General features: G+C 34.6%; 17 protein-coding genes. 14 read left to right on the forward strand and 3 right to left on the reverse strand.

Translation table 11 applies throughout. The features are described from left to right. The first annotated feature begins 2 nt into the window (after positions 1–2). The 3 genes from CEY12_RS12270 to CEY12_RS12280 are packed head-to-tail and all read left to right on the forward strand — an operon-like array spanning position 3 to position 2,980. On the forward strand, positions 3–1,214 hold the full coding sequence (locus CEY12_RS12270; RefSeq protein WP_089029863.1) for a glycosyltransferase family 4 protein: 1,212 nt from the start codon (positions 3–5) through the stop codon (positions 1,212–1,214). Next, the gene (locus tag CEY12_RS12275; RefSeq protein ID WP_089027969.1) at positions 1,211–2,074 is read left to right on the forward strand and encodes a glycosyltransferase family 2 protein; all 864 of its coding nucleotides are present in this window, start codon (positions 1,211–1,213) and stop codon (positions 2,072–2,074) included. The genes CEY12_RS12270 and CEY12_RS12275 overlap by 4 nt, the downstream gene beginning before the upstream one ends. Before the next feature lie 39 nt (positions 2,075–2,113). Further along, positions 2,114–2,980: a hypothetical protein gene (locus CEY12_RS12280; protein ID WP_089027970.1), complete on the forward strand. Its 867-nt coding sequence runs from the start codon at positions 2,114–2,116 to the stop codon at positions 2,978–2,980. 2 nt (positions 2,981–2,982) lie between these two features. Here CEY12_RS12280 and CEY12_RS12285 read toward each other — a convergent pair whose 3' ends face one another. Both CEY12_RS12285 and CEY12_RS12290 read right to left on the reverse strand, forming a co-directional pair. Then, positions 2,983–3,948, reverse strand: a complete 966-nt coding sequence (locus CEY12_RS12285; RefSeq protein WP_089027971.1) for a hypothetical protein — start codon at positions 3,946–3,948, stop codon at positions 2,983–2,985. Between the two features lie 207 nt (positions 3,949–4,155). After that, positions 4,156–5,556 (reverse strand): MAC/perforin domain-containing protein, encoded by a 1,401-nt coding sequence (locus tag CEY12_RS12290; protein WP_089027972.1) that lies wholly within the window; start codon positions 5,554–5,556, stop codon positions 4,156–4,158. Positions 5,557–5,927: 371 nt separating this feature from the next. On the opposite strand from CEY12_RS12290, the gene gltX reads away from it, so the two are divergent. Together gltX and CEY12_RS12300 are read left to right on the forward strand one after the other, a co-directional pair. Next, positions 5,928–7,439 carry a glutamate--tRNA ligase gene (gltX, locus tag CEY12_RS12295; protein WP_089027973.1) on the forward strand — a complete coding sequence of 504 codons (1,512 nt, stop codon included), beginning with the start codon at positions 5,928–5,930 and terminating at the stop codon, positions 7,437–7,439. Between the two features lie 47 nt (positions 7,440–7,486). Further along, the gene (locus CEY12_RS12300; RefSeq protein WP_089027974.1) at positions 7,487–8,443 is read left to right on the forward strand and encodes an acetyl-CoA carboxylase carboxyltransferase subunit alpha; all 957 of its coding nucleotides are present in this window, start codon (positions 7,487–7,489) and stop codon (positions 8,441–8,443) included. Between the two features lie 61 nt (positions 8,444–8,504). On the opposite strand, the gene CEY12_RS12305 is transcribed toward CEY12_RS12300, so the two are convergent. Continuing rightward, positions 8,505–9,149: a DUF6759 domain-containing protein gene (locus tag CEY12_RS12305; RefSeq protein WP_228409689.1), complete on the reverse strand. Its 645-nt coding sequence runs from the start codon at positions 9,147–9,149 to the stop codon at positions 8,505–8,507. A gap of 230 nt (positions 9,150–9,379) precedes the next feature. On the opposite strand from CEY12_RS12305, the gene tsf reads away from it, so the two are divergent. The 9 genes from tsf to CEY12_RS12350 all read left to right on the forward strand — a co-directional run bounded on the left by tsf (position 9,380) and on the right by CEY12_RS12350 (position 25,997). Beyond that, positions 9,380–10,207 carry a translation elongation factor Ts gene (tsf, locus tag CEY12_RS12310; RefSeq protein ID WP_089027975.1) on the forward strand — a complete coding sequence of 276 codons (828 nt, stop codon included), beginning with the start codon at positions 9,380–9,382 and terminating at the stop codon, positions 10,205–10,207. A gap of 257 nt (positions 10,208–10,464) precedes the next feature. Further along, positions 10,465–13,278, forward strand: coding sequence for a gliding motility-associated C-terminal domain-containing protein (locus tag CEY12_RS12315; RefSeq protein ID WP_089027976.1), 2,814 nt, complete (start codon positions 10,465–10,467; stop codon positions 13,276–13,278). 128 nt (positions 13,279–13,406) lie between these two features. Further along, positions 13,407–16,208, forward strand: coding sequence for a gliding motility-associated C-terminal domain-containing protein (locus tag CEY12_RS12320; protein WP_089027977.1), 2,802 nt, complete (start codon positions 13,407–13,409; stop codon positions 16,206–16,208). Positions 16,209–16,343: 135 nt separating this feature from the next. Continuing rightward, a complete protein-coding gene (locus tag CEY12_RS12325; RefSeq protein ID WP_089027978.1) occupies positions 16,344–19,175 on the forward strand; it encodes a T9SS type B sorting domain-containing protein in 2,832 nt (943 codons plus the stop codon). A 112-nt stretch (positions 19,176–19,287) separates the two neighbouring features. Further along, positions 19,288–22,686, forward strand: a complete 3,399-nt coding sequence (locus CEY12_RS12330) for a T9SS type B sorting domain-containing protein (RefSeq protein WP_089027979.1) — start codon at positions 19,288–19,290, stop codon at positions 22,684–22,686. Positions 22,687–22,839: 153 nt separating this feature from the next. Continuing rightward, entirely contained in the window at positions 22,840–23,628 is a 789-nt protein-coding gene (locus CEY12_RS12335) for a hypothetical protein (RefSeq protein WP_089027980.1), read from the forward strand. A gap of 178 nt (positions 23,629–23,806) precedes the next feature. After that, the gene (locus CEY12_RS12340) at positions 23,807–24,583 is read left to right on the forward strand and encodes a DUF6759 domain-containing protein (protein WP_089027981.1); all 777 of its coding nucleotides are present in this window, start codon (positions 23,807–23,809) and stop codon (positions 24,581–24,583) included. 89 nt (positions 24,584–24,672) lie between these two features. Next, positions 24,673–25,350 (forward strand): tRNA (guanosine(46)-N7)-methyltransferase TrmB, encoded by a 678-nt coding sequence (gene trmB, locus CEY12_RS12345; protein WP_089027982.1) that lies wholly within the window; start codon positions 24,673–24,675, stop codon positions 25,348–25,350. Between the two features lie 17 nt (positions 25,351–25,367). After that, a complete protein-coding gene (locus CEY12_RS12350; protein WP_089027983.1) occupies positions 25,368–25,997 on the forward strand; it encodes a DUF6759 domain-containing protein in 630 nt (209 codons plus the stop codon). The last annotated feature ends 15 nt before the right edge of the window (positions 25,998–26,012 follow it).

Consider the following 26,012-nt stretch of genomic DNA (forward strand, 5'->3'; position numbering starts at 1 on the left):
CAATGGGTATTAAAAGAAAAATAAAAAATTATATATATTTAAAAAATCACTATCCCTTATCAGAAAAAATCATTACACCTGATGAGCACAAAAAAAATATACTGATCGTTGATAGTCAGATCCCAACTTTTGATAAAGACTCTGCATCAAATAGAATTACAGAGATTGCCAAGTTTCTTGCCAAGCACTATAATGTGTATCTTATGGATTGGAGAAAGGCAATCCCGAAAGTTGAATCGAAAAAATATATTAAAAACCTGAATGACCATAATGTCATTGTTTATACCCCATTCATTGGTAAGTATGGAATCATGAAAGGCAAAAAACATTTTATTGATACATTGCTTCCCAAACTCGACTTTGTATGGTGCCATAGACCTGAACTTTTTGAATATTATTTAGACTTTTTCAGAAAAGAAGCACCCAAAGCGAAAATAGTTTATGATATGGTAGACATTCATTATCTTAGGATGGAAAGAGGTCTTGAAATTAAATATGATAAAAACAGAGCCAAAGAATTGGTTCATTATAAATATATTGAAACTGAACTCTGTAAAAAGGCTGATAAAATCGCCGTCATCAGTGATAAAGAAAAAGAATTTATGACCTCTTTTGTTGATGAGTCAAAATTATTTACAGTAAGTAATGTTCATAATTTAAAAGTTAAGCCTGAAGACATGCCTCCTTTTGAAAAGCGCAACAGCATATTCTTCATTGGTACTTTTTTACATGACCCTAATGTAGATGCGGTAGAAATCCTATATCACAAAATTATGCCTTTGGTTTGGAAGACTTTACCTGAATTAAAGATCACAATAATCGGTTCTGAAGCTCCACAATCCATAGTAGATATGAATTCTGAAAAGTTTGAAATTGCCGGTTTTGTAGAAAACATTATTCCTTATTATGAAAATTGCTTTGCCTCAGTATCTCCTTTAAGATTTGGAGCGGGTGTAAAAGGCAAAATTGGACAGGCATTAGAGTACACCCTTCCTGTATTAACAACTGAAATAGGTGCGGAAGGAATGTTTTTAGAAGATGGGATTACAGCATTGATTTCAGGAAACGAGGACTATCAGAAATTTGCTGATAATATTATTGAGATATGCAGTAATAAACAAACCTGGGATACCCTACACAACAATTCTGAAAAAGCTATTTATCCATTTTCGATTGATGCGCAGAGAGATGAAATCTTTAAGATGCTGCAATGAAAGACCTGGCAATAATTATTTTGAATTACAATTCTTTTGAAGACACTTCACGAGAAGTAAATAGTTTATTACAACAAAAATGCTACAATAAATCTATTTATATTGTTGATAATAATTCTACAGATAAGGGTAAAATAGAACAATTAGGATTAGAAAAAAATATCAATTTTATCATTAGTGATAAAAATGGTGGTTATGCCTACGGTAATAATTTAGCTATAAAACAAGCTATAAAAGATGGCAAGAAGTTCTTTTTATTACTCAACCCGGATATTGATATAGATGTTGTTACTATCGAAGTATTATACAATGATTTACAGAGAAAGACTGAAATTGGTATTATTGGACCAAGGATATGCTATAGAAATCATAAAAATTTAATCTATTCAGATGGCGGATTATTACATCCTGAAGAAGGATTCCAGGGTGAGCACGTACACTTTAACCGCAATATATCTGATGTGAAAACTGATCATTACAATTATGATATAGATTACGTAGATGGTAGTGTCTTTATGTTCAGAAAAGAAGTATTAGATGAAATAGGATTAATGAATGAAAAATTTTTCATGTACTATGAAGAGTCTGAATGGTGCTTGAGAGTATTAAGAAAAACACAGTGGAAATTAGTCGTCAACACAAACATAACTGCATACAACGTCTATAGCGAAAAAGGAAGTTTTTATGAATACTATATGACCAGAAATCGCATATGGTTATGTAGGTTATATGATGGAGATATTAAATATGTGCAAAAAGAACGTTGGAAGCTGGCTAGAAAAGCCTTTAAAAGGAGAGATTTTTCTTTGGCTAAAGCATATCTCAAAGGTATTATCGACGGAGTTTATTCAAAATTGTAAATTCAAATAAAGTTATTCATTAATATTAGGAACAAAAATATGATTAAAGCTGGTTATCTTTTATCTTATGACTATTCATACATTTTTACATCTATTAATCAAATTTATGATGAAGTTGATAAAATTGTTATAAGTTATGACTCAGATAATAAAACTTGGGCAGGCAATGATGTTTTCATTCCTGAAAGTTTTTTTACAGATCTTAAAAAAATTGATATCCATAATAAAATTATCTTTTATAAAGACTCATTTTATATTGCCGGCATGAAGCCTATGGAGCTTGAGACTAGGCAAAGAAATATGATGGCTGAAAAATTAGGCTTAGATGGATGGCATATGCAAATAGACAGTGATGAATATGCGTATGATTTCAAAAAATTGGCAAGTTTTTTAAGAAAAAACAATTTTTTACTTAAAAAAGCAGAAAAATATCCCATCAATTTCCAGGTAAACTTTGTAACATTATTTAAGAGTAATGACAATGGTTTTTTTGTGGTAGCTCCTTTTAAAGAAAAATGCATGCTCATTACCAATTATCCCAAATATGAATATGCTAGAAATACAAATAAAGGACAAACTCTTCCCTTAGACTATTATTTGATTCATCAATCATGGGCACGAGATGAAAAAGAGATTGTAAAAAAAATAAACAACTGGGGACATAAAAATGACTTTGACACGAATAAATTCCTCGATTTATGGAAAAATCTAGATGCCAATAATTATTCGGAATTTCAAAATTTTCATCCAATATATGATAGTCTTTGGAAAGAATTATCTTTTTTTCCATCAAAAAACATAGATGACTTTATCACTTTATTTTCAGAAAAATATCCCCAGGAAAAAATAAAACATCCTCTTAAATTCAAGAAAAGAATTAAACTTTATTTAAAGTCCCTTTTCTAACCTTATTCTATAAAAACATTCTTAAATTTTTCCATAATAACATTTGGATTAAAAAATTCAGAATAGCAGTCCCAGTTTAGATTTTTATCAGGATTAAAATTGTTTAATATTGCCGCTAGATCTTTTTTATCCTGATATAAAAATGCTTTTTTTCCTAAAATTTCAAGATGTGATTTTTCATCAGAACCTGCCCATGTTATTATAGGTTTATTTTTGATGGAAAATTCACCTATTGCCATTCCAAAGCTTTCACCCTGCCTTCTCGCATGTAAAAAGGCATCTGAAGTATTAATGAACTTTACCTTTCTTTCAATACTTGTTGTGGGAGGAAGGAAAATAATATTTTTATAAGGTCTGAAAAAGCCTCTCTTAACAAATTGATCAGTGCCCATAAAAATAAAATAAATATTTTTATTTCGAAGCGCTGTTTTTTTCACCACTTCATTGACAAAATCAATATCAAAAGTTTCAGCTCCTCCATATCTAGCAAATACAACTGCATCCTTTGGAATATTAAGTTCACCTCTTAAATCCCCAGCAATTTCCGGAAGATCTACTATATGTGGTACAAAAGGGAGCTCGCCATTACTCATCGTTTTTGCCAACCATTCTGATACATATGCATATACATTTCCATAAGGTTCATTATATTTAAAAACAGCATGGATAGCTGTTTTAATAAGATCAGTTGGAGCATCATCTTCTTTCTGCCCTGATTTTATGGCATAAAACAAATCAGCATTCGATTTTTTAATCAATAAATCCCGATGAGCTATATCAGTATATCCTAGTACATTAAATCTTTTTTCAAATCTTTCAATGGCTTCAGGGATATTATTACTGCTGTCTTTTGGATAGAGAATTAAAGATTCATTATTTAGGATTTCTTCATTATATCGCGCATAGTCAAAAATTGCGTTGGAAGTACCTCTATAACATAATTGGTTTTCGTGAAAGATAATTTTCATCTTATTGATAATATTTATTCATTGTATTCAATTCTAACATTTGCTCTGTTTAACTAAACTATTTCTTAGCAAAAAATATTTTACTGTTCTAAGATAAATGTTCAAATCAATTTATTTGATCATAAATCTGCAAATGTATAAATTAAGATTAACTAAGTAAAAAAGCCCAAGGTATCTTGGACTTTTTTTACTTATCTGTTTATGTGTTTATTGAATATCAGAGCCTATTATATACCCTCCTGTTCCATTAATTTTACGAACAGCATTATTGTTAAATCTATATTTATTATATATAGTAGAATTAGGTATCCATCTCAAAGTATTCCCTTCTCTCATATAGATCTTAAGTGTATAATTGTCCTGTTTAAGGTCATTATCAGGTGTTAAATCTTTACCTTTTTTCACTGTTGAAAGGTTAGTGGAGCTAACATCAAAAATATCTGCATTGCTTATGTTAAATAATCCAAAAAGGGTATCTGGGCTTTGAATATAACGTAACTGATTTTCAAACATAAAGAACACTTCTCCTGTTATAGGGTTTCTAACAAAGTTTCCATTAACTAGGTTTGCTGTATTAGTATATTCAATATTAACTCTATTATCTATAAGATACTGATCTACATAAGCTTTAAGTTGTGACTTTTTTACAGGATCTTTAACAACGTCATAAATAAGAATCAAACCATTCGAACCAAAATCCACCAAAACAGAATTATTTGCAGTAGAACTGTTTTGCCAGTTGGCTATATTAATTTTAGGATTATTTTGATCCAGATTTAATTCATTCATTAAACCTTTTGAAGGATCTCCTCCCCTTGTTTTATAAGATAATTTTTTTGAATAGTTTTGATTAGAACTTGATGTATTGACGTCATTTGTAACATCTACATCAAATATAGCCTTCATTCCAGCTTTAACCCCAACTCTAGCAGCATGCTCTCTATTTCTATTGGTAGTTTCAGATTGAAATAAAATATCCATTTTTGCTCCAGTATAGATATCTACCAATATATGGGTACCATAATCATTAACAATTTGTTGCGGGCTCTTTGTTTGAAGGTCTTGCACAAATTCAGGGGTTAAATAGTCTGACAAGGCAGAAGCCGTTGCATTAATCCTAAATCTTCTCTGCTTAATAGTTAAATTATAACTTCCGTAAATGTATTTAGCATCAAATTTATTCGAATTGGTAATCGTAGTATTAAAAGCAACTGAAAGTGTTTTTTTAAATAATGGTATTCCGGCAGTTACTCCTACTTTTGTTGAAACCATTTTAGAATAAGACTCTGCATTTTCACCATATTCTTCCACATATTCCTGAGAAAATGTATTATCAGTTACTAATCTTGAAGCCTGCTCAACTTTAAACCTTGCAATATCAATCACTTGAAATCCTGCGGAATTTGCATTAGCATATTCTCCTGCCGCATCAAATCCATGCCCCAGTACATCATATTCTCCATCTCCTGCGGATTTCCCTGCCTTTGAACGGCTCGTACGGCTCAAGTTCTCCGGAGCGCCCTCATTGTTAAGTTCTTCTGTAGAACATGAGGTTACAAAAAGCATCAGAATCATACTAATGCAAAACGAAAATTGTTTTTTTATCATATTTAAAATTTTTTGCGCAAAAATAGGTTTTTACCTATCATTTAAAAAAATAAAAAACATGATACAAATCACAAACTAAAGAATTGTTTATAACACATAAACCCTTTAAATAAAGAGATACAACATCCCAATATATTGAATTAAATAAATAAAAATCTATTTTTTAATTATTTATTCAAATCGTTTTCATCTATTGAATTATTAATTTCAATCACAACTATTTATTATAATAAATACTTTAGCCAATTCTAAGCATACTTTCTCATACCTAATTATAACAACAAGAATTTATTCAAAAGAAAATAACAGAATCACAAAATACCTGTTAACCATATAATTTTAACTAAATTTGCACAAAATTTAAATTGATAATGGAGAAAGTAAGAGTACGTTTTGCTCCAAGTCCTACAGGACCTTTGCATTTGGGAGGTGTAAGAACCGCATTATATGATTATCTTTTTGCTAAAAACCAGGGTGGCGAATTCGTTTTGAGGATCGAAGATACCGACACGGCAAGATATGTAGAAGGTGCTGAAGAGTATATTGAAGAAGCTTTAGAATGGTGCGGAATCATTCCTGATGAAAGTCCTAAAAAAGGAGGAAAGTATGCTCCTTACAGACAATCTGAAAGAAGAGACATTTACGACAGATATACGGAACAAATTCTAAAAACGGATTATGCTTATCTTGCTTTTGATACTCCAGAAGAATTGGATGCTATCCGTGCAGAATATGAAGCGAAGGGAGATGTTTTTTCTTATGATAATAAAACAAGAAATCGCTTAAGAAATAGTCTTGCACTTTCTGAGGAGGAGATTGAAGTATTATTACTTAACAAAACACCATATGTCGTTCGATTCAAAATGCCAGTTGACAGAACGCTTAATCTTGAAGATATTATCCGTGGCAGATCATCTGTAAACACCAATACTTTAGATGATAAAGTTTTAGTTAAACATGATGGAATGCCTACTTATCATTTTGCTAACGTAATTGATGACCATGAGATGAAGATCACCCATGTCATCCGCGGAGAAGAATGGTTGCCATCTTTAGGTCTACACACATTATTATATGAAGCAATGCAGTGGGATGCTCCCCAGTTTGCTCACCTTTCATTGATTCTAAAACCAGAAGGAAAGGGTAAATTAAGTAAAAGAGATGGTGACAAATTTGGATTCCCTGTTTTTCCATTAGATTTCAAAGATCCCGAAACAGGTAACATTTCAAAGGGATATAGAGAAAATGGATATCTTCCCGATGCATTTATCAATATGGTAGCTTTACTTGGCTGGTCACCCGCAAATGACAGGGAAATTCTTCCCCTGAAGGAAATGATTAAAGAATTTGACCTTCATAAAGTTCACAAGGCAGGAGCCAGATTCAGCAAAGAAAAATCCGAGTGGTTTAATCACCAGTATATCCAGTTAAAATCGGATGAAGAGCTTTTAAAAATTTTGAAAAATACCGGTTTAGAATTATCCCATGTTTCAGATGAAAAATTAATTAAGATTATTCATCTTATGAAAGAAAGAGCTACATTTCCTCAAGACATCTATGAAAACGGAAAGTTTTTCTTTGAGCCCCCTACTTCTTATGATGAAAAGGCAGCAAAAAAAGCATGGAATGAAGAAACTTCAACAATACTAGCTGATTTATCTGACACCCTGGAGAACACCCAGGAATTTAACAGCGAAGTATTAAAGCAAACTGTTCATGATTTTGCCGAAAATAAAGGGCTCGGAATGGGAAAAGTGATGATGCCTCTTCGTTTAGCATTAGTAGGAGAATTAAAAGGACCAGATGTTCCTGATATTCTGGAACTGCTTGGAAAAGAAGAAAGTATAGCTAGAATGAAGAATGCTATTAATAATTTTAAATAGAGTTTCATAATTTTTCATAAATTTGAACGATATAATTTACTTCAAGAATGGAATATTTAAGTTTCGAACTTCCTATAAAAGAATTAATGGATCAATACCAAACGTGTTCTTTAGTAGGAGAAGAAAGCGGTGTTGATGTAAAATTAGCATGTAGTCAGATTGAGGATAAGATCATAGAAAAGAAAAAAGAGATCTATGGAAACCTTACCCCTTGGCAAAGAGTACAACTATCTCGTCATCCCGATCGTCCTTATGCTTTAGACCATATTAATGGCATTGCTGATAAAGGTAGTTTTCTAGAACTTCATGGAGACAGAAATTTCGCTGATGATCCGGCTTTAATTGGTGGACTAGCTACATTGGATGGTCATAAAGTAATGATCATAGGAACCCAAAAAGGGAGAACGACAAAAGAAAGACAATACAGAAGATTTGGAATGCCAAATCCTGAAGGATATAGAAAAGCTTTAAGGCTAATGAAATTGGCTGAAAAATTCCATATTCCTGTTGTAACTTTAGTTGACACCCCTGGAGCATATCCCGGATTAGAGGCTGAAGAGAGAGGACAAGGAGAGGCCATTGCAAGAAACATCTTTGAAATGGTTCAGCTTAAAACTCCTATTTTCACTTATATTATTGGTGAAGGAGCTAGTGGTGGAGCTTTAGGAATCGGTGTAGGAAATAAAGTATATATGTTAGAAAACACATGGTATACCGTAATTGCACCTGAAAGCTGTTCATCGATATTATGGAGAAACTGGGATCATAAAGAAGATGCAGCTAATGCATTAAACCTTACTCCAAAGGATGCTTTAAGAGAAAAATTCATTGATGGTATTATAGAGGAACCTCTTGGAGGTGCTCATTATGATCCGGAAACTGCTTATTTGAATTTAAAGAGTTCTATCTTACAAAATATCAAAGCTTTCTCTAAGTTCACAGGACAAGAATTAGAAACCCAGCGACAAGAAAAGTTTATCGCAATGGGACAATTTAAAGGATAAAAGAAAAAGGTTAAGAGAAAACTCTTAACCTTTTTTATTTTTTTAATACATAAACAACACCCTACTCAGATACATTCAATTCTAATTCAATATCCTTATTTATTCTTTTTAGTGATGAGTATTTTGCATCACATACCATTGTAGTCAAGACATATTCTCCTTTATCGATTAGAATAAAATTTTGTCCTTTTGCAGGAACACTAAGATTATAGTATTTCTTTCCACTAATTTTCACAATCAGATTACAACTGGATCTGTTTTTAATATTAATATATGCCTCTTTTAGATTATCGTCATTACTAAAAATATGAGTCAACATTGCAGCTGTTCTTTTACTTTCTTCACTTGGCTCAGATTTCTTGCTACTACTATTATTACTATTGCTTAAACTTGTATTACTATTGCTTACACTTGCATAGTTCACTTTCTTCTCAATCGCAGCAGGCGAAGAGTTTACAGCCATTGTTTTAGCATTGTTTAATTCATTGTTTTTAACAATTTTTTCAATCTTCTCTTTACTAATAGGTTTAATAGTAGGCTTAGCTTCCGGAGAATTATCAGCCATAATGATCTCGATCAGCTTTCTTTTAAAATAATCTGTTTTTGCATGGTTAGGATTCTGCTTTAAAAAGCCAGCAATAATCCGTGCCTCCTTCGTGCTTTCTGCATCCTGCTCGGTATAGATGATAAGTGTTTCCTTTTCCACCACAGCTTTAGATTTGGTCTTTTTCTTTTTTTGGGAAAAGCCTAATGTAAAAATGCATAAAATATAAGGAGAAATTTTTTTTTCATTAACTAAATATTTAAAAATTATGAACTAACAAAATAACGTGAAAAGTCATTTTTTAGTTTATCATTAAAATCATTATCTTTGCAGTGCTCAAAAATAAACTAAAAAATCAAAACTAAATCTTAATAAAAAAAATAATAGATATTATGTCTTATACACCAGCTGCTGCAGACGTAGCAAAATTAAGAAACCAAACAGGTGCAGGTATGATGGACTGCAAAAAAGCTTTAGTTGAAGCTGAAGGAGATTTCGAAAAAGCGGTAGATATCCTTAGAAAAAAAGGACAAAAAGTTGCTGCTAATAGAGCTGATAGAGAGTCTAGTGAAGGGGCAGTTATCGCAAGAGTAAATGAAGATAACACTTTAGGTGTTGTTATTTCTTTAAACTGTGAAACTGATTTCGTTGCTAAAAACGAAGCATTCATTGAGCTTGCTTATGAATTAGCTGAAATGGCTATTTTTGCTGCTACTAAAGAAGAACTTCTTGCTACTGACTTCCACGGAATCACTGTTGCTGAGAAACTTATCGAACAAACAGGGGTTATCGGTGAAAAGATCGAAATCGGTTCTTTCGAAAGAATTCAGGGTCCATTCTTAGGGGCTTATATCCACGCAGGAAATAAAATTGCTGCAATCACTTCTCTTTCTTCTAAAGTAGATGGAGCTAATGAAGCTGCTAAAGCTGTTTCTATGCAGGTTGCTGCAATGAACCCTATCGCTCTAGACGAAACTAAGGTTTCTCAGGAAACTATCGATAAAGAATTAGAGATCGAAAGAGAACTTCTTACTAAAGAAGGTAAGCCTGAAAATATTATTGATAATATTCTAAAAGGTAAAATGCAGAAATTCTACAAAGAAAATACATTGGTACACCAGGCTTTTATTAAAGACGGAAGCCAATCGGTTGCTGACTATGTAAAATCTGTAAATGCAGACTTAAAAGTTACAGGATTTGTAAGAGTAAGCTTAAGCTAATTCGACATTTCAAAAAGAACATAAATCCCGATGAAAATTTTCGTCGGGATTTTTATTATACCTAAGACTTAAATAAATAATGTTTAAAACTTTGCCATTACAAAAAATGGAAAGAAGCCTGAAACAAAATTATAACTTTTATATCCCATTTCCATTTTAATAAAGAATTAAGGATTATTTTTTTATTTTCACTTGTAAATTATTAATAATATATCAAATATTATTTTAAATTTGTAGAAATCCTAATTCCCAAGTTTATGAAAAGATTTCTACTTAGTTTAGTATTGCTTTTTTTTACAATTAATACTCTTTTTGCTCAAAGAGATACCGAGCACTGGATAGCACCTTTTTATGCTAACGCCAATGTTGGCACATATACCAACGCACTTTATCTCTCTACAGACTCAGTGACTCCTTTTGATGTAAAAGTTTACAATAACAATGCTTTAGTGACCACTATTACAATCAGCAAGGGAGATCCAAAGGTCTATACACTGACTGATAATGGCTTAATTTCCGCCAGTACAACTGCAGATGGTTTTAAAGTTATTACCAAAGGATTATATCTTAAAGCAGACAAACCCTATTATTGTAGTTTAAGATTGGCACAGACTGCACATGGTGAAATCATTACAAGTAAAGGAAAAGCAGGTATTGGAAAGGAATTTTTTGTAGCAGCCAGCCCAAATACCTCAACCAATACACTCTATAATTTTACCGCAGGGGTCCTTGCCACAGAGGATAATACAACAGTAACCGTTTCCTGGAATGGTACAGGTGTAACATTTTTTGGAGGAACCGCCACTGGTAATTCACACACTTTTACTTTAAATAAGGGAGAATCCTTTTTATTTGCAGGTGATGGAGGAGTCAGCGCCAACCTTACCGGATTTATTGGTGCTAAAATTGTGGCCGACAAGCCTATTTCTCTAACCAATGGAAGTTGTAACGGGAATTTTGGAATTGGCGGATCAGATGGATCAGACTCTATTCTTGATCAATCAGTTCCAGTTGAAAGGTTGGGTAATACCTTTGCTATGGTCAAAACCAAATCGACTGTTCCCAGTGAAAATATGGAAGGCGGAATTATTATTGCAGTAGAAGATAACACAGACATATTCTTAAATGGCTCTTCAACAGCTGCTGCGACCATAAATGCAGGACAATGGTACAGGATTAACGAAACCGACTATGTCGTACAGACTGGTGCCGGAACGCATTCAAACATGTTCATTTCCACCTCCAAAAAAGTCTATTTATATCAATTTATAGGTGTAGGAGATAGTAATGCAACCTGTGGTTTCAACTATATACCTCCACTCAACTGTTTCTTACCAAGAAAAATTGATGAGATTGGAAAAATTAATGAAATGCCAAGCATCTCATCCCCTATTTCACTAAAATTAAATATCCTGACAGAGACTGGTGCAACAGTCTTAGTAAATGGAGTAGCTCCTACAGCAGCACAGGGACCTTATCCTCTAACAGGAAACACCCAATGGCAAACTTATGCTATTGACGGAATTTCGGGAAATATATCGATAACCTCTACAAAGGCGGTAACCGCTGGAGTTAATGGCGGATTTAACACCGCGGGATATGGAGGATATTTTGCTGGATTCTCATCTGTTCCTGTAATTTCTAAAAAAACTGGCGAATGTATCCCGGGTATTGTACTAGAAGTTGATGACGGATATGAAACCTATCAATGGTACTTGAATGGTGTTGCAATTCCTGGGGCTACAACGAACACCTATACTCCTACACAAGCCGGAAATTACACCGTAACGGTAGGAATGGGAACATGTAATCCGGTAACCACACCAATATATAAGGTTTTTAACTGTATTAAAAATACAACGAGCAACATCAATGCGTGTGCTACTAAAGTTATCACTCCTCATTTTTCTAGCTCAACACAAACTCCGGTTCCTAGTACTGTGTCTATCTTAACAGCACCTACCCATGGAACAGCTGTATTAAATCCTTCAACAGGTGTAATAACTTATACTCCAGTACCTGGCTATTTAGGCCCAGACGTCATTGTTTACACGTTCTGTGGAAACGCTCCTGAATTTATTGACTGCGAAACAGTAACTTTAAATCTAACGGTAGTTCCTTTTATTGTAAAGGATGCCACATTGGAAGCATGTCAATATGAAGATAAAGCTTATTTCAATTTAACGACAGCTAATGTTATTGACCTCAACCCAGTAGGTAAAAAGTTCTATCCAACTTTAGCTGATCTGAATGCAAATACCAATGAAATCACAACACCTCAAAATTATGGTTCTGCCGGAGGCGTGGTTTATGTTAAAATAACCAGTACTGAAGGATGTACAGGAATTGCAAAAATTACATTAATCGCGAAACCCATTAAAAAATCTCCGATACTGCTTGATAAGTATATTTGTATAGATGCAAGAACTAACCTGGATGCCGGCCCTGGATATGATTCATATCAATGGAATACAGGAGCTACTACACAAGCTATTGAAGGTGTTGGAGTGGGTGAATACACCGTTATTCTTGGGAAAGACGGATGTTTTGTAACGCAGACCGTAAAAGTATTTAAAAACCCGGATCCGGTTATTACTGAAATCGAAATTTCCAATACTACAGCAACAGTCCATGTAAGTGGAGGAACACAGCCCTATAAATATGCTGTAGATGGAACTGCAAACTGGCAGGATTCTAACGTATTCACAAACCTCACTAGAGGTCAGCATATTTTCTATGTAAAAGATGTCAATAACTGCGCTCCAATATCAGTGGAAATTACAGTACCTAATCTTATTAATGCAATCACCCCGAACGGTGACAACATTAATGATTATATAGATTATAGCGAACTTTCATATAAAGAAAACCTCAGCTTTGTTATTTATGACAGATATGGTAACAAAGTATTCACCGGAGATAAATTCAACAACTACAAATGGGATGGGAAACATTTCGACAAGAAAATTCTCACCGGAACTTATTGGTATCATATTAATTGGAATGAACCCAATAAGGATAAAACACCTATAAAATATACGGGTTGGATTTTAGTAAAAAACAGAAATTAGTATTAAATAATTATTAAATTATTAAACCACGATTATAAAATCGTGGTTTTTTATTGTTATAATACTATTATTTTAAAAAAGATATTAAATAATCTACTATTTTTGTATAAATTATAATTCCCTATACCATGAAAAAAATCATTTTTAGTTTTCTACTGGTCTTTTTTATAATTAATACACTTTTTGCACAACGGGATACTGATCACTGGATAGCACCATATTACAGCACTATTGAAGGATATAATAATGCTTTATATTTATCCACAGATTCCGTAAATCCATTTGAAGTTAAAGTCTACAATAACAATTCTGTTATTGGAACAGTTATCATAAGTAAGGGAAACCCACAAACATATACGCTTAACAATAGTCTAATAGTAGCTTCTAATCCAAATGATGGCTTTAAAGTTATTAATAAAGGACTATACCTTAAAGCAGATAAACGTTTTTACTGCAGTTTAAGAATGGCACAAAGTGCACATGGTGAAATCATTACAAGTAAAGGGAAAGCAGGTATTGGAAAGGAATTTTTTGTAGCATCCAGTCCAAATACTTCCAACAGTGCAATTTACAATTTCACAGCTGGTATTCTTGCCACAGAGGATAATACAACAGTAACCGTTTCATGGAATGGCACAGGCTTAGTTTTTTATGGAGGAGCATCTATCGGAAACTCCCATACTATCACTTTGAATAAAGGACAATCATTTTTATTTGCTGGCTCGGGAAGCACGAGTGCAAATCTTACCGGATTTATTGGAGCTAAGATTGTTGCCAACAAACCAGTTTGTCTCACCAATGGAAGCTGCAACGGAAATTTTGGAATATTAAGTTCAGGAGGATCAGACCCTATTCTTGACCAATCTGTACCAACGGAAAGACTGGGTAGTACCTTTGCCATGGTTAAAACCAAATCTACTTCTCCAGCTCAAAATATGGAAGGTGGAATTATTATTGCAGTAGAAGATAACACAGACATATTCTTAAATGGCTCCACAACGGCTGCTGCAACCATAAATGCAGGACAATGGTACAGGATTAACGAAGCCGACTATGTCGTACAGACTGGTGCCGGAACACATTCAAATATGTTTATTTCCACCTCCAAAAAAGTCTATTTATATCAATTTATAGGTGTAGGAGATAGTAATGCAACCTGTGGTTTCAACTATATACCTCCACTCAACTGTTTCTTACCAAGAAAAATTGATGAGATTGGAAAAATTAATGAAATGCCAAGCATCTCATCCCCTATTTCTCTAAAATTAAATATCCTGACAGAGACTGGTGCAACAGTCTCTGTAAATGGAGTAGTTCCTACAGCAGCACAAGGCCCCTATCCTTTAACAGGGAATACCCAATGGCAAACTTATGCTATTGACGGAATTTCCGGGAATGTGTCCATTACCTCTACAAAAGCTGTAACTGCAGGAATCAATGGAGGATATAGCACTGCAGGATATGGAGGATATTTCGCTGGATTCTCATCTGTTCCTGTCATCACAAAAAAAGCAGGTGAGTGCGTTCCTGGTATCGTACTCGAAGTTGATGACGGATATGAAGCATATCAATGGCATTTAAATGGCACTCCCATAGCTGGAGCTACAACTAGTACTCACACCCCACTTCAACCAGGAAATTATACAGTCTATGTAACTATGGGTAGCTGCCCAATAACCACACCGATATATAAAGTTTTTAACTGTATTAAAAATACAACTACCAGTATTAATATCTGTGCTCCTAAAATTATCACTCCTCATTTTTCTAGCTCAACACAAACTCCCGTTCCTAGTACTGTATCTATCTTAACAGCACCTACTCATGGAACAGCTGTACTAAATCCTTCAACAGGTGTAATTACTTATACACCAGTATCCGGCTATTTTGGTCCAGACGTCATTGTTTACACATTTTGTGGAAACGCTCCTGAATTTATTGACTGCGAAACAGTAACTTTAAACCTAATGGTAGTTCCTTTTATTGTAAAGGATGCCACTTTGGAAGCATGCCAATATGAAGATAAAGCTTATTTCAACCTAACAACGGCTAACGTTATTGATTTTCCCCAAGCAATTAAAAAATTCTATCCAACTTTAGCTGACCTGAATGCAAATACGAATGAAATCACAACTCCTCAAAATTATGGTTCTGCCGGAGGAATGGTTTATGTTAAAATAACAACCACTGAAGGGTGTACAGGAATTGCAAAAATTACATTAATCGCAAAACCTATTAAAAAATCCCCAATACTGCTCGATAAGTATATCTGTATCGATTCAAGAACCAACCTGGATGCCGGTCCTGGATATGATTCATACCAATGGAATACGGGAGCTACTACACCATCTATTGAAGGTGTTGGAGTGGGTGAATACACCGTTATTCTTGGGAAAGATGGATGTTTTGTAACACAGACTGTAAGAGTATTTAAAAACCCGGATCCGGTAATTACACAGATCGAAATTTCCAATACTACTGCAACAGTCCATGTAAGTGGAGGAACACCTCCTTATAAGTATGATGTAGATGGAACTGCAAACTGGCAGGATTCTAACGTATTCACAAATCTCACTAGAGGTCAGCATACTTTCTATGTTAAAGACACTAATAACTGCGCTCCAATATCAGTAGAAATTACAGTCCTTAATCTCGTTAATGCAATAACCCCAAATGATGATGGACACAACGATTATATAGATTACAGTGCATTAGCCTATAAATCAAATCTTAGTTTTGTTATCTATGACAGGTATGGCAATAAAGTATTCACCGGAGATAAATTCAACAACTACAAATGGGATGGGAAACATTTTGATAAAAAGATCGCAACCGGCACCTATTGGTACCATATTAACTGGAATGAACCCAATAAAGATAAAACTCAAGCCACCTATACGGGTTGGATTTTGGTAAAAAATAGAAATTAAATTTAATCCTAACATTTATAAACCACGATCTAAAAATCGTGGTTTTTATTATTTATTCATAAGTATTTTTTTAAAATATATGATGATATATTAAATAATCTTTTATTTTTGCAAACAATCCTAACTCCCATATCAATGAAAAAATATCTACTCAGTTTATTCTTTATTTTATTTACAATCAATCTACTATTTGCACAACGAGATACTGACCATTGGTTTGCCCCTTATTTCGACAGCTCATCAACATCGGCCACCAATTATGCGCACGGTTTATACTTCTCTACTGATTCTGTAACACCATTTGAGGTTAAGATATACAGTAACAATGCCGTAATCGGAACAGTGACCATAAGCAAAAACAATCCTCAGTCCTTCACGTTGGGCGCACAGTACATAAGAACAACAAGCTCTTCAAGTGCGGCCGTTCCAACCAATCTTGGTGTTTATACTAAAGGTGAAAAACCTTACTTTGCTTCATTAAGAATTTACAATATCTCTCACGGAGAAATCATCACTTCTAAAGGAAAGGCAGGTATTGGAACCCAGTTCTATGCTGCAGCCACTCCAATGACTGTGAATTCTACTTCTAATAACTTCACCACAGGTATAATGGCAACGGAAGACAACACTAGTGTTACTATTTCTGGATATGACCCTAACATACAATTCATTAACAATACAGCCCCTCCTCTATCTCTAACTGTAAATTTAAATAAAGGACAATCATATATCCTGGCAGGTATTGGAAATACAGCAGCAAATCAAACTGGATTTATCGGTTCTAAAATTGTAGCCACAAAACCTATTTCAGTTACAAATGGTAATTCCAATGGATTTTATGCGACTATTGGAACAGGCTTTCCAGATGGATCAGATTTAATTATGGATCAATCAGTACCTACTGATCGTCTTGGAAACGAATTTGCAATGGTAAAAAGTATCTCCACCAGTGGGGATAATATGGAAGGCGGAATTATAGTTGCTACTGAAAACAACACTGAAATCTATCTTAATGCAGGAACAACGCCGGTTGCAACTATTAACGAAGGAGATTATTACAGAATCCTGGCTAATGCTTATGCAACTCAGGCAGGAGGACATTCAAATATTTACATAAGAACTACAAAAAATGTATACTTATATCAATTAATTGGTGCTGGTTCCGCAAATAATACCGGAGGATATAATTACATTCCACCATTAAACTGTTTTTTACCTAGAAAAATTGACGAGATTGGCAAAATCCAGGAAATGCCAACTTATACCGGCACGGTTAATTTAAAACTTAACATACTCACCGAAGCAGGGGCTGCTGTAACCGTAAATGGAACAACTCCCACTGCTGCACAGGGACCTTTTCCTCTTACCGGAAACACACAATGGGTAACTTATGCAATACAAGGAATTTCAGGAAACGTTACGATCACATCTACCAAAGCTGTAACGGCTGGGATCAACGGAGGATACAGTACAGCGGGTTATGGGGGATATTTTGCAGGATTCTCTTCTATCCCTGTAATCGCCAAACAAACCGGAGATTGTATTCCAGGAATAGTATTGGAAGTAGATGACAGTTTTGAAACCTATCAATGGTCACTGAATGGAAATCCAATTCCAGGGGCAACCACTAACTCTTATACTCCAACTCAGGCAGGAAATTATACCGTAAGAATAACAGTGGGAAGCTGTCCTCCTGCAACAACACCAATATATAAAGTTTTCTCTTGCCTTCAAAAATCCACCAAGTCACTGATCATGTGTGAGGGCTTTCAAGCAATTGTACCTGAGTTTACAAACTCAACACAGGCCTACGTTCCAGGAACCGTAACTATTGTTACTCCACCGACAAATGGAACAGCAAGTATCGACCCCGTAACAGGTGTTATTACCTATGTCCCGAACTTCGGTTTTTTTGGTCCGGATAAAATTGTTTACAAATTTTGTGGAAATGCTCCCGAATTTATTGATTGCGAAGAGATAACTCTTAACTTAACTGTTTCTTCAACACCTGTTGTTAATAACGCATTACTAAGAACCTGTTTCCTTGAACAAAATCCAGCAACGGGTCTTTTTAACCTAACCTTAGCTTCTGTAACCACACAGACAGGGATAACAAAGAAATATTATCCATCACCAACTGATGCTGTAAATGGAACAAATGAAATCACTAATCCAACGACATATGTCGCACCAACCGGAGTTGTATATATCAAAGTAAGTAATGCAAATGGTTGCTATAAAGTTGCTGAAGTCACACTTATTGTTCTTGCTCCAGTAAAATCTGCTGTATTAGTAGACAAGATTATATGTATGGAAGACAAAACAACTTTGGATGCAGGGCCTGGTTTTGCTTCTTATTTATGGAGCACCGGCGCTACAACTCAAGCTATAACAAACGTCGGAGTTGGTACTTATTCTGTAAAACTGAAAACCGGAGAATGTATTACCACGCAAACAGTAAATGTATACGCTGCTGAACAGCCGGTTATTTCTAATGTTGATATAACCAGTAACTCCATTACTGCTTACGTCTTAGGAGGAACACCTCCTTACAAATATTCCATCGATAATATTAACTGGCAGGATTCTAATGTATTTAATAATATTCCGAGAGGTGATGCTATTGTATATGTAAAAGATGCTTATGATTGTGATCCAATCAGTGTTGCCGTTACTATTCCAAACCTGGTGAATGTAATTACTCCAAACGATGATGGTGTAAATGATATCATTGATTATTCATCTCTATCATTCAAACCTAATCTGACATTCAATATTTATGACAGATATGGGGCTAAAATTCATCAAGGTGATAAAAGCAACGGATACAAATGGAATGGAACAACCAATGGAACAAAAAAAGTATCTACTGGAAATTATTGGTTTGATATAAGCTGGAATGAGCCTAATAAGAAGCAAACACCAATAAAATACACTGGCTGGATCTTAGTAAAAAACAGAGAATAGTCATTTAAAAATATTTCTGCATAAACCACGATTTGAAATCGTGGTTTTTTTATTATTTTTTCAACACACTACTACTTTTTATTATTAAATTTGCGTTAAAAGCTAGCAGTATATGAAGAAAATTCTATCTTTTTTATTTATATTTTGTATTTTCATCTCTGCATTTGCCCAATTGGACAGAGAACATTGGTTTGCCCCAATGGTAGACCGAACCGGAAATCCAAATCCTTACCAAAAATTATATTTATCTACTAACCGGACTACATCATTTCCGGTAAGTATTTACAATAATAATGTTTTAATCGGAACCGTAAACATCAGCAAAAACAACCCTCAAAAATTTGATGTATTACGGGATTATATTATTACCACCCAACAGGTGGATTTATTTACTCCAACGACAAAGGGACTATACTTAAAAGCAGAATTCCCATTTTACGCCAATTTAAGATTCTCGGTGTTTAACCATGCCGAAATTATTACTTCGAAGGGGATTCCCTCTACCGGAAAAACCTTCTATGCTGGGAATGCCCCTATAAGCGTAAGTAATTTTATTTTAAATTTCATGACCAGTATTTTGGCAACTGAAGACAATACAACAGTTACCATATCAGGATATAAACCCACGGTACAATTCTCAAATGGAACAACAGGGACTACCAACCCCACCATGACCTTTACCCTAAATAAAGGTAATTCATATATTATTGATGGTATTGGTGATATCACAGGAAATTCCGATGGTTTTATTGGAGCCAAGATAGTTGCTAATAAACCTGTGAATATTACAAATGGTAATTTTAATGGGCAGTATGCCGGAAATCATCCTACAAGCTCAGACATTTTAATGGACCAGGCTGTTCCGGTTGACAGGCTTGGAAATGAGTTTGCTCTTGTAAAGGGAAATGGAAGTATTGGTGCAAATATGGAGGAGGCTATGATCATTGCAACAGAAGACAACACTCAGGTTCTCGTCAATAATGAAGTAGTTCCTATTGCAACATTAAATACGGGCCAATATTTCATTATTCCAGACAGTAAATATCAACTCCAGGGAACCAATCATTACAACCTCTATATAAAAACATCAAAAAATGCTTATGTATATCAACTGCTGGCAGGAGATTCTACTGCGGGAAATGAGGTCGCTACAGGTGGTTTTAATTTTATTCCGGCTTTAAATTGTTACCTGCCAAAGCAAATCAATGAGCTTGGTTTTATTAATGAAAATTTTGTCCATTCCAATAATAACCCAAATGGAATTCTTACTATCCCGACAAAACTTAATCTTATTACAGAAAGGGGAGCAAATGTAACTGTAAATGGTGTTACCCCTCCTACTACAACTGGTCCTTTTAATATGACAGGAACCAATAACTGGGTTACTTATGGAATCCCAAATGTAACCGGAACAATTACTGTCGTAGCTGATAAAGCAATCACAGCTGGGATCAATGCGGGAAGTGATGCAGTTGGATATGGAGGCTTTTTTGCAGGATTCCCTACCCAGCCGGTAATTCTAAAATCTGGTGGAGATTGTGTTCCCGGAATTGTTCTCACTGTGGACCCAACCATATACAATGGATACCAATGGTACAGAAATGGAATTCTCATTCCTGGAGCCACCTCTATATCATATACTCCTACACAGTCGGGAAATTATACCTGTGCGGTGATTATGGGAAGTTGTGCCCCATTAATAACTTTACCTTATAAAGTTTTAAATTGCACCAAACTTAGTACGGCAACATACGATGTCTGTACAACCCATACAATAGTTCCTAATTTTAGCAGTTCCACTCAAGTGCCAGTTGTTTCCACAATAGCAGTCACCACACCTCCTACTTTAGGGACCGCCACGATTAATCCAACAACCGGCGTTATTACCTATACTGTTACTAATCCCGGAACAGCAGGAACAGACACTTTCACCTATACGTTTTGTGGAAACGATCCTGATTTTCCAGACTGTGAAACTGTTACTGTAACCATAAATATCAAGGTCCTTACCGTAAATGATGCGACTTTATCCGCCTGTGATATTAACGGACAAGGAACTTTCAATCTTACTTTAGCGAATGTAACGACTAATAACCCGGTGATAATCACCTATTATCCAACTTTAATAGATGCACAAACAGAAAATGCAGCTGCATTGATAAGTACTCCCACCACTTACACTGCACCAAACGGAACCATTGTCTATGCTGTAGTGAAAAATGCAGCAGGCTGTAAAAGTATCGCTAAAATCACCCTCAATCTGTATCCTGTTGCAATCGTCCTGCAAAATTATACAGGAACCTTCTGTGATGATAATTTTGATGGCATTGTAACGGTCATCTTACCCAACATTACACCATTAGTATTAACCAATAGTACTTATTTTACCAATGTAAGATATTATGCAAACCTGGCTGATGCCGATGCCGGTAATGCAAATAATCTACCTAATGCATGGAGTTTTAGCGCTACAACAACCATTTATATACGAGTAGACTCTCCAGATGGATGTGCAAAAGTTATTCAGCCTTTGAATTTCACTTTAGGTGCGAGGATTCAATTAATTAAAAACACTATAACAGAAAGCTTTTGCGACAATGATTTAGATGGAATAAAGCAAGTTGATTTAAGCCAGTACCTGAGCCAGTTTACCACTGATCCATTGGTAACTGCAAGTTTTCATGCCTCCCTTAGTGATGCACAAAATGATATCAATCCCCTAAACAACCCTGTAACTCTAACTGGTACTCAAACAATCTATGTGAGATTTGAAAAACCCGGAGTTTGTCCTCAAATAGGAACAATTATTATTACAATAAAAACTCCGAGAAGATCTGATCTGCTTTCAGACCTGATCATTTGTCCCAAAACGACAACTACCCTAGATGCAGGTCCTGGTTTCGAAAGTTATCTTTGGAGCACTGGCGCAACCACTTCTTCTATTTCAAACATTCCTGCCGGAAACTATTGGGTAGATTTACAGTATAATGGCTGTATTTACAGACAATATGTAAATATTACTGAATCTCAATCCCCTGTTATAACCTCAATAGACATCAATGGAACTACAGTAACTATAGGAGTTAGTGGGGGTACACCTCCTTACGAATACTCCCTTGATGGAACTACATGGCAAACTTCAAATGTCTTTCAAAACTTGCCTAGGGGAAGCTACATTATTTATGTAAGAGATTCCAGAAGATGTAACGAGGTGCAAAGACCTTTTACCATTATTAATCTCATTAATACAATTACCCCTAACGATGACGGCCACAACGATGGTATAGATTATTCAGCATTAATGACGAAAGATAATATTGAGTTCAGGATATATGACAGATATGGTGCAGAGATTTTCAGAGGGACTTCATCTAACCGCTATACCTGGGATGGAAAATTAGGGGGCAGACCAGTAAACACAGCAACCTATTGGTACACCATAAGTTGGACTGAATATGGAGCAACTACAGTAGTAAAATATTCAAGTTGGCTATTAGTGAAAAACAGATAGGCAAATACCTCCGTTTTCATAAAAAGTGAGTATAAGGCTAATGTTATAACATTCATTAACAGTTATGAAGTAAAGTTTAATATAACTTTAACCTGTTTTCACTATCTATATAGGTATAAATTGTTGTAATTCTATGTAATTTTGCCCCAGTATATGAAGAAACTTATTACTCTCTTGCTATTGGTTTTTCTTGCAAAGATCAACGCCCAAGTTTATTCGGGGGAAGTATTCCTCAGAGATAATTCAATATTATATCTCAATCAGGTTTATGTTACCAATCTTAACACCCAGAGAACTGTACTTACAGATTACAATGGTGATTTTAATATTCAGGCAAATCCTGGAGATGTGATCCGTTTCACTTCTATTGTTACAGAAAGAAAGGATATCCAGCTAAGCCCACAAATGTTTGGTCCTAAAAGTTTAATTGAACTAAAAATTGCTTACCATGATATTCAGGAAGTCGTTATCAGCAGGTTTAAACCTACTGGGAACCTAAGGTACGACGTCAATGCAATTGCAAAAAAGGATAAGGCTCTTGAATTGAAAAAAGTGATCGGTCTTCCTGAACCTAAGGGAGATGGCAACCCGCCTCAACTTCCTGTGGCAGGTCTTCGGGATGGAGGATTAACTTTCAGTCTGGAAAGCATTTATGATATTCTATCAGGGGAAAGAAAGAAGAAACAACGGTATGTTGCTTATGAAAACATGAACAATTCTGTTACACAAATAAAAAATTATTTAGGAAAGGATTATTTCACGAAGTTTAAAATCCCGGAAAACCTGATTGATAACTTTTTACAGTTCGTTTATTCATCAGAAAACATTCAGCCTTATGTGCAGGTTGGTAATTTCGAGGCTGTAAAAATTCCAATAGAAAAATATTTACCTATCTATCAAAGACGATTAAGAAACTCTCACCTTCAGGATGTTATAAAATAATTAGTGATTATTATAGATATTATTTAAAATTTTTGCGTCAATAAACAATATATTCTTAATTTTATATCACGAGCCCGTGTTAAATAAAAACGGCACTATTTCGTTATTACAGTAAAAACTAACTCGCCTGAACACAAATTAAGGAGAAACACCAAATTTTTAACTTAATATTTGTTAGATGAAAAAGTTACTTTTATTCTTTTACACCGTTGTATTCTTTAGTCTTTCAGCTCAGAAAAAGGGAAAGGACTATACCAACATTATCAAAAGTAAGAACATTTATGAAATCAATGCCTTTTTAAGGGATGCTCATCCTGATGACCCACGCAGATCGGTTCTAAAACCTAAAGTGATGGACATGATGAGAGAATATATCAAAGATGCCCACCCAGAGGATCAAAAAGTAAAAGAAATGCAGGAAATGCTCGCTTTGCTAAAAAGAAGACCTTCTACAAAAATTACTTTTGATGAAATGAATGCTATCATCAAACAAAAACAGATCGCAAAATACAAAGCAGAATTAGCCGCTAAGCAATCTACCGTAGTCTATACTCCAAGTAACGCAAAAAATGCAGTGGTGATCAATACATCATCAAATACCGTAGCCATTCCCGATGCTGAAGCTGAGGAATTTAATATGCTAATGGCTGTTTCTCCTACTGAACATAAAAACAAAACCGTCCAGATATTAAATTCACTCTTCGATAATGATCCGATGAGTAAAGAATGTATTGTTCTTATTGAAAATAAATCTGATTGTAATATTATTGTAAGAATGGAAGGTATAGGTACCACTAAATACAGGCTGGCAGTACCTGCACATAACGAAAGTTCACTTGTTTTACAAAAGGGAGATTATCTTTTTACAAGCATTGTGTGTGGTGCCCAATATGCTTCTCAAAAAACCATCCAGAAACCACTCATGGTTGCCTTAGGTTCATCTGATAGTAAATAATCTAAAATCCAAAATGTCATTTCTTTTATGGCTAAATCAGCATATTGTAGTCAAAATTTGCTATTTTTGCCAGATTTTCATTTATACTCATGGGCAAAAATAAATTAGCAAGATTCGCAGAAAACAAAATATTACCTAATGTAATTCAACCGACAAGAGAAGAAGCTTTAACCGGTTTTAACCTTAAAGGAAAATGGAGAACAGATTTCTTTAAAAACGATAATCCCATTGTTCTTGAGCTTGGGTGTGGAAAAGGGGAATACTCTGTAGGTTTGGCTAAGGCTTTTCCTGAAAAAAATTTCATAGGAATAGACATAAAAGGAGCAAGATTTTGGTTCGGAGCTAAAGAAGCTGTCGAAAACAATATGTCTAATGTTGCTTTTCTAAGATCTCAGATAGAATTAGTAGATAACTTTTTTGCAGAAAACGAAGTAGACGAGATATGGATCACGTTCCCAGATCCACAGATCAAATACAGACGCACAAAGCATAGGTTAACTCATCCTGATTTTCTTGACCGTTATAAAAAATTCCTAAAACCTGGTGGTATCATCCATTTAAAGACTGATTCTGAATTTTTACACGGATATACCCTTGGTTTCCTGCAGGGAGCAGGCTATGAAATCATCACCGCACACCATGATATTTATGGTGCTCCGGAATATGATCCTGATACTAAATATTTAAGAGATATTAAAACATACTATGAAGCACTTTTTTCCGCTAAAGGAAAGACCATCACTTATATAAAATTCCGAATAAGTTGATCCCCTAAACACACTTGATGAAAAAAAAAATTTTAACACTCTTATTCTTCTCTTTCTTAATTCCCAATTTTATTCCTGCTCAAAAGAGCAAACAAAATATTCTAAAAAGCACAAACATTAAAGAAATTGAAGAATACCTTAAAAATGCACATCCGGAAGATCCCAAAAGAAGCGTTTTAAAACCTAAGCTTATTGCCTTAAAAAATCAGCAATGGACACTTGGCAGGAAGAATGCAAAACCCATGGAATCACGACCCGTTATTGCTGAAATACCTCGTAAAAATTCGCACGATGCTGAGGAATTTAAGCGACTTATTTTAGAAAGCTCACAAAAGCATAAAGACAAAACAGTCAAACTTCTCAATGCATTGTTTGATGAAGACCCTACACGCAAAGAATCTATTCTTTTATTCAAAAACAATTCTGAATGTAATTTAGTATTAAGAATTCAGGGGGATAATTTCTATCATATGGCCGTTCCTGCTCATGATGAAAACTTCATCGTTGTAAAAAAAGGAACTTATTCTCTTGAAAGCACCATCTGTGATTTAAAATATAATACTAAAAAGGATATCAGAAAGAACATTATTCTAACAATAAATAATACTGAACAGGTAGGGACTAATAATTTTAAAAATAAAAAGTAAAATCTTACATTTACC

Origin of the sequence: Chryseobacterium sp. T16E-39 (assembly GCF_002216065.1) — a bacterium.
Lineage (GTDB): Bacteria > Bacteroidota > Bacteroidia > Flavobacteriales > Weeksellaceae > Chryseobacterium.

What these genes read in the sequence shown, in the direction of transcription:
- CEY12_RS12270 (WP_089029863.1), top strand. Translation starts at nt 3, where the DNA reads ATGGGTATTAAAAGAAAAATAAAAAATTATATATATTTAAAAAATCAC.
- CEY12_RS12275 (WP_089027969.1), top strand. Translation starts at nt 1,211, where the DNA reads ATGAAAGACCTGGCAATAATTATTTTGAATTACAATTCTTTTGAAGAC.
- CEY12_RS12280 (WP_089027970.1), top strand. Translation starts at nt 2,114, where the DNA reads ATGATTAAAGCTGGTTATCTTTTATCTTATGACTATTCATACATTTTT.
- CEY12_RS12285 (WP_089027971.1), bottom strand. Translation starts at nt 3,948, where the DNA reads ATGAAAATTATCTTTCACGAAAACCAATTATGTTATAGAGGTACTTCC.
- CEY12_RS12290 (WP_089027972.1), bottom strand. Translation starts at nt 5,556, where the DNA reads ATGATAAAAAAACAATTTTCGTTTTGCATTAGTATGATTCTGATGCTT.
- gltX (WP_089027973.1), top strand. Translation starts at nt 5,928, where the DNA reads ATGGAGAAAGTAAGAGTACGTTTTGCTCCAAGTCCTACAGGACCTTTG.
- CEY12_RS12300 (WP_089027974.1), top strand. Translation starts at nt 7,487, where the DNA reads ATGGAATATTTAAGTTTCGAACTTCCTATAAAAGAATTAATGGATCAA.
- tsf (WP_089027975.1), top strand. Translation starts at nt 9,380, where the DNA reads ATGTCTTATACACCAGCTGCTGCAGACGTAGCAAAATTAAGAAACCAA.
- CEY12_RS12315 (WP_089027976.1), top strand. Translation starts at nt 10,465, where the DNA reads ATGAAAAGATTTCTACTTAGTTTAGTATTGCTTTTTTTTACAATTAAT.
- CEY12_RS12320 (WP_089027977.1), top strand. Translation starts at nt 13,407, where the DNA reads ATGAAAAAAATCATTTTTAGTTTTCTACTGGTCTTTTTTATAATTAAT.
- CEY12_RS12325 (WP_089027978.1), top strand. Translation starts at nt 16,344, where the DNA reads ATGAAAAAATATCTACTCAGTTTATTCTTTATTTTATTTACAATCAAT.
- CEY12_RS12330 (WP_089027979.1), top strand. Translation starts at nt 19,288, where the DNA reads ATGAAGAAAATTCTATCTTTTTTATTTATATTTTGTATTTTCATCTCT.
- CEY12_RS12335 (WP_089027980.1), top strand. Translation starts at nt 22,840, where the DNA reads ATGAAGAAACTTATTACTCTCTTGCTATTGGTTTTTCTTGCAAAGATC.
- CEY12_RS12340 (WP_089027981.1), top strand. Translation starts at nt 23,807, where the DNA reads ATGAAAAAGTTACTTTTATTCTTTTACACCGTTGTATTCTTTAGTCTT.
- trmB (WP_089027982.1), top strand. Translation starts at nt 24,673, where the DNA reads ATGGGCAAAAATAAATTAGCAAGATTCGCAGAAAACAAAATATTACCT.
- CEY12_RS12350 (WP_089027983.1), top strand. Translation starts at nt 25,368, where the DNA reads ATGAAAAAAAAAATTTTAACACTCTTATTCTTCTCTTTCTTAATTCCC.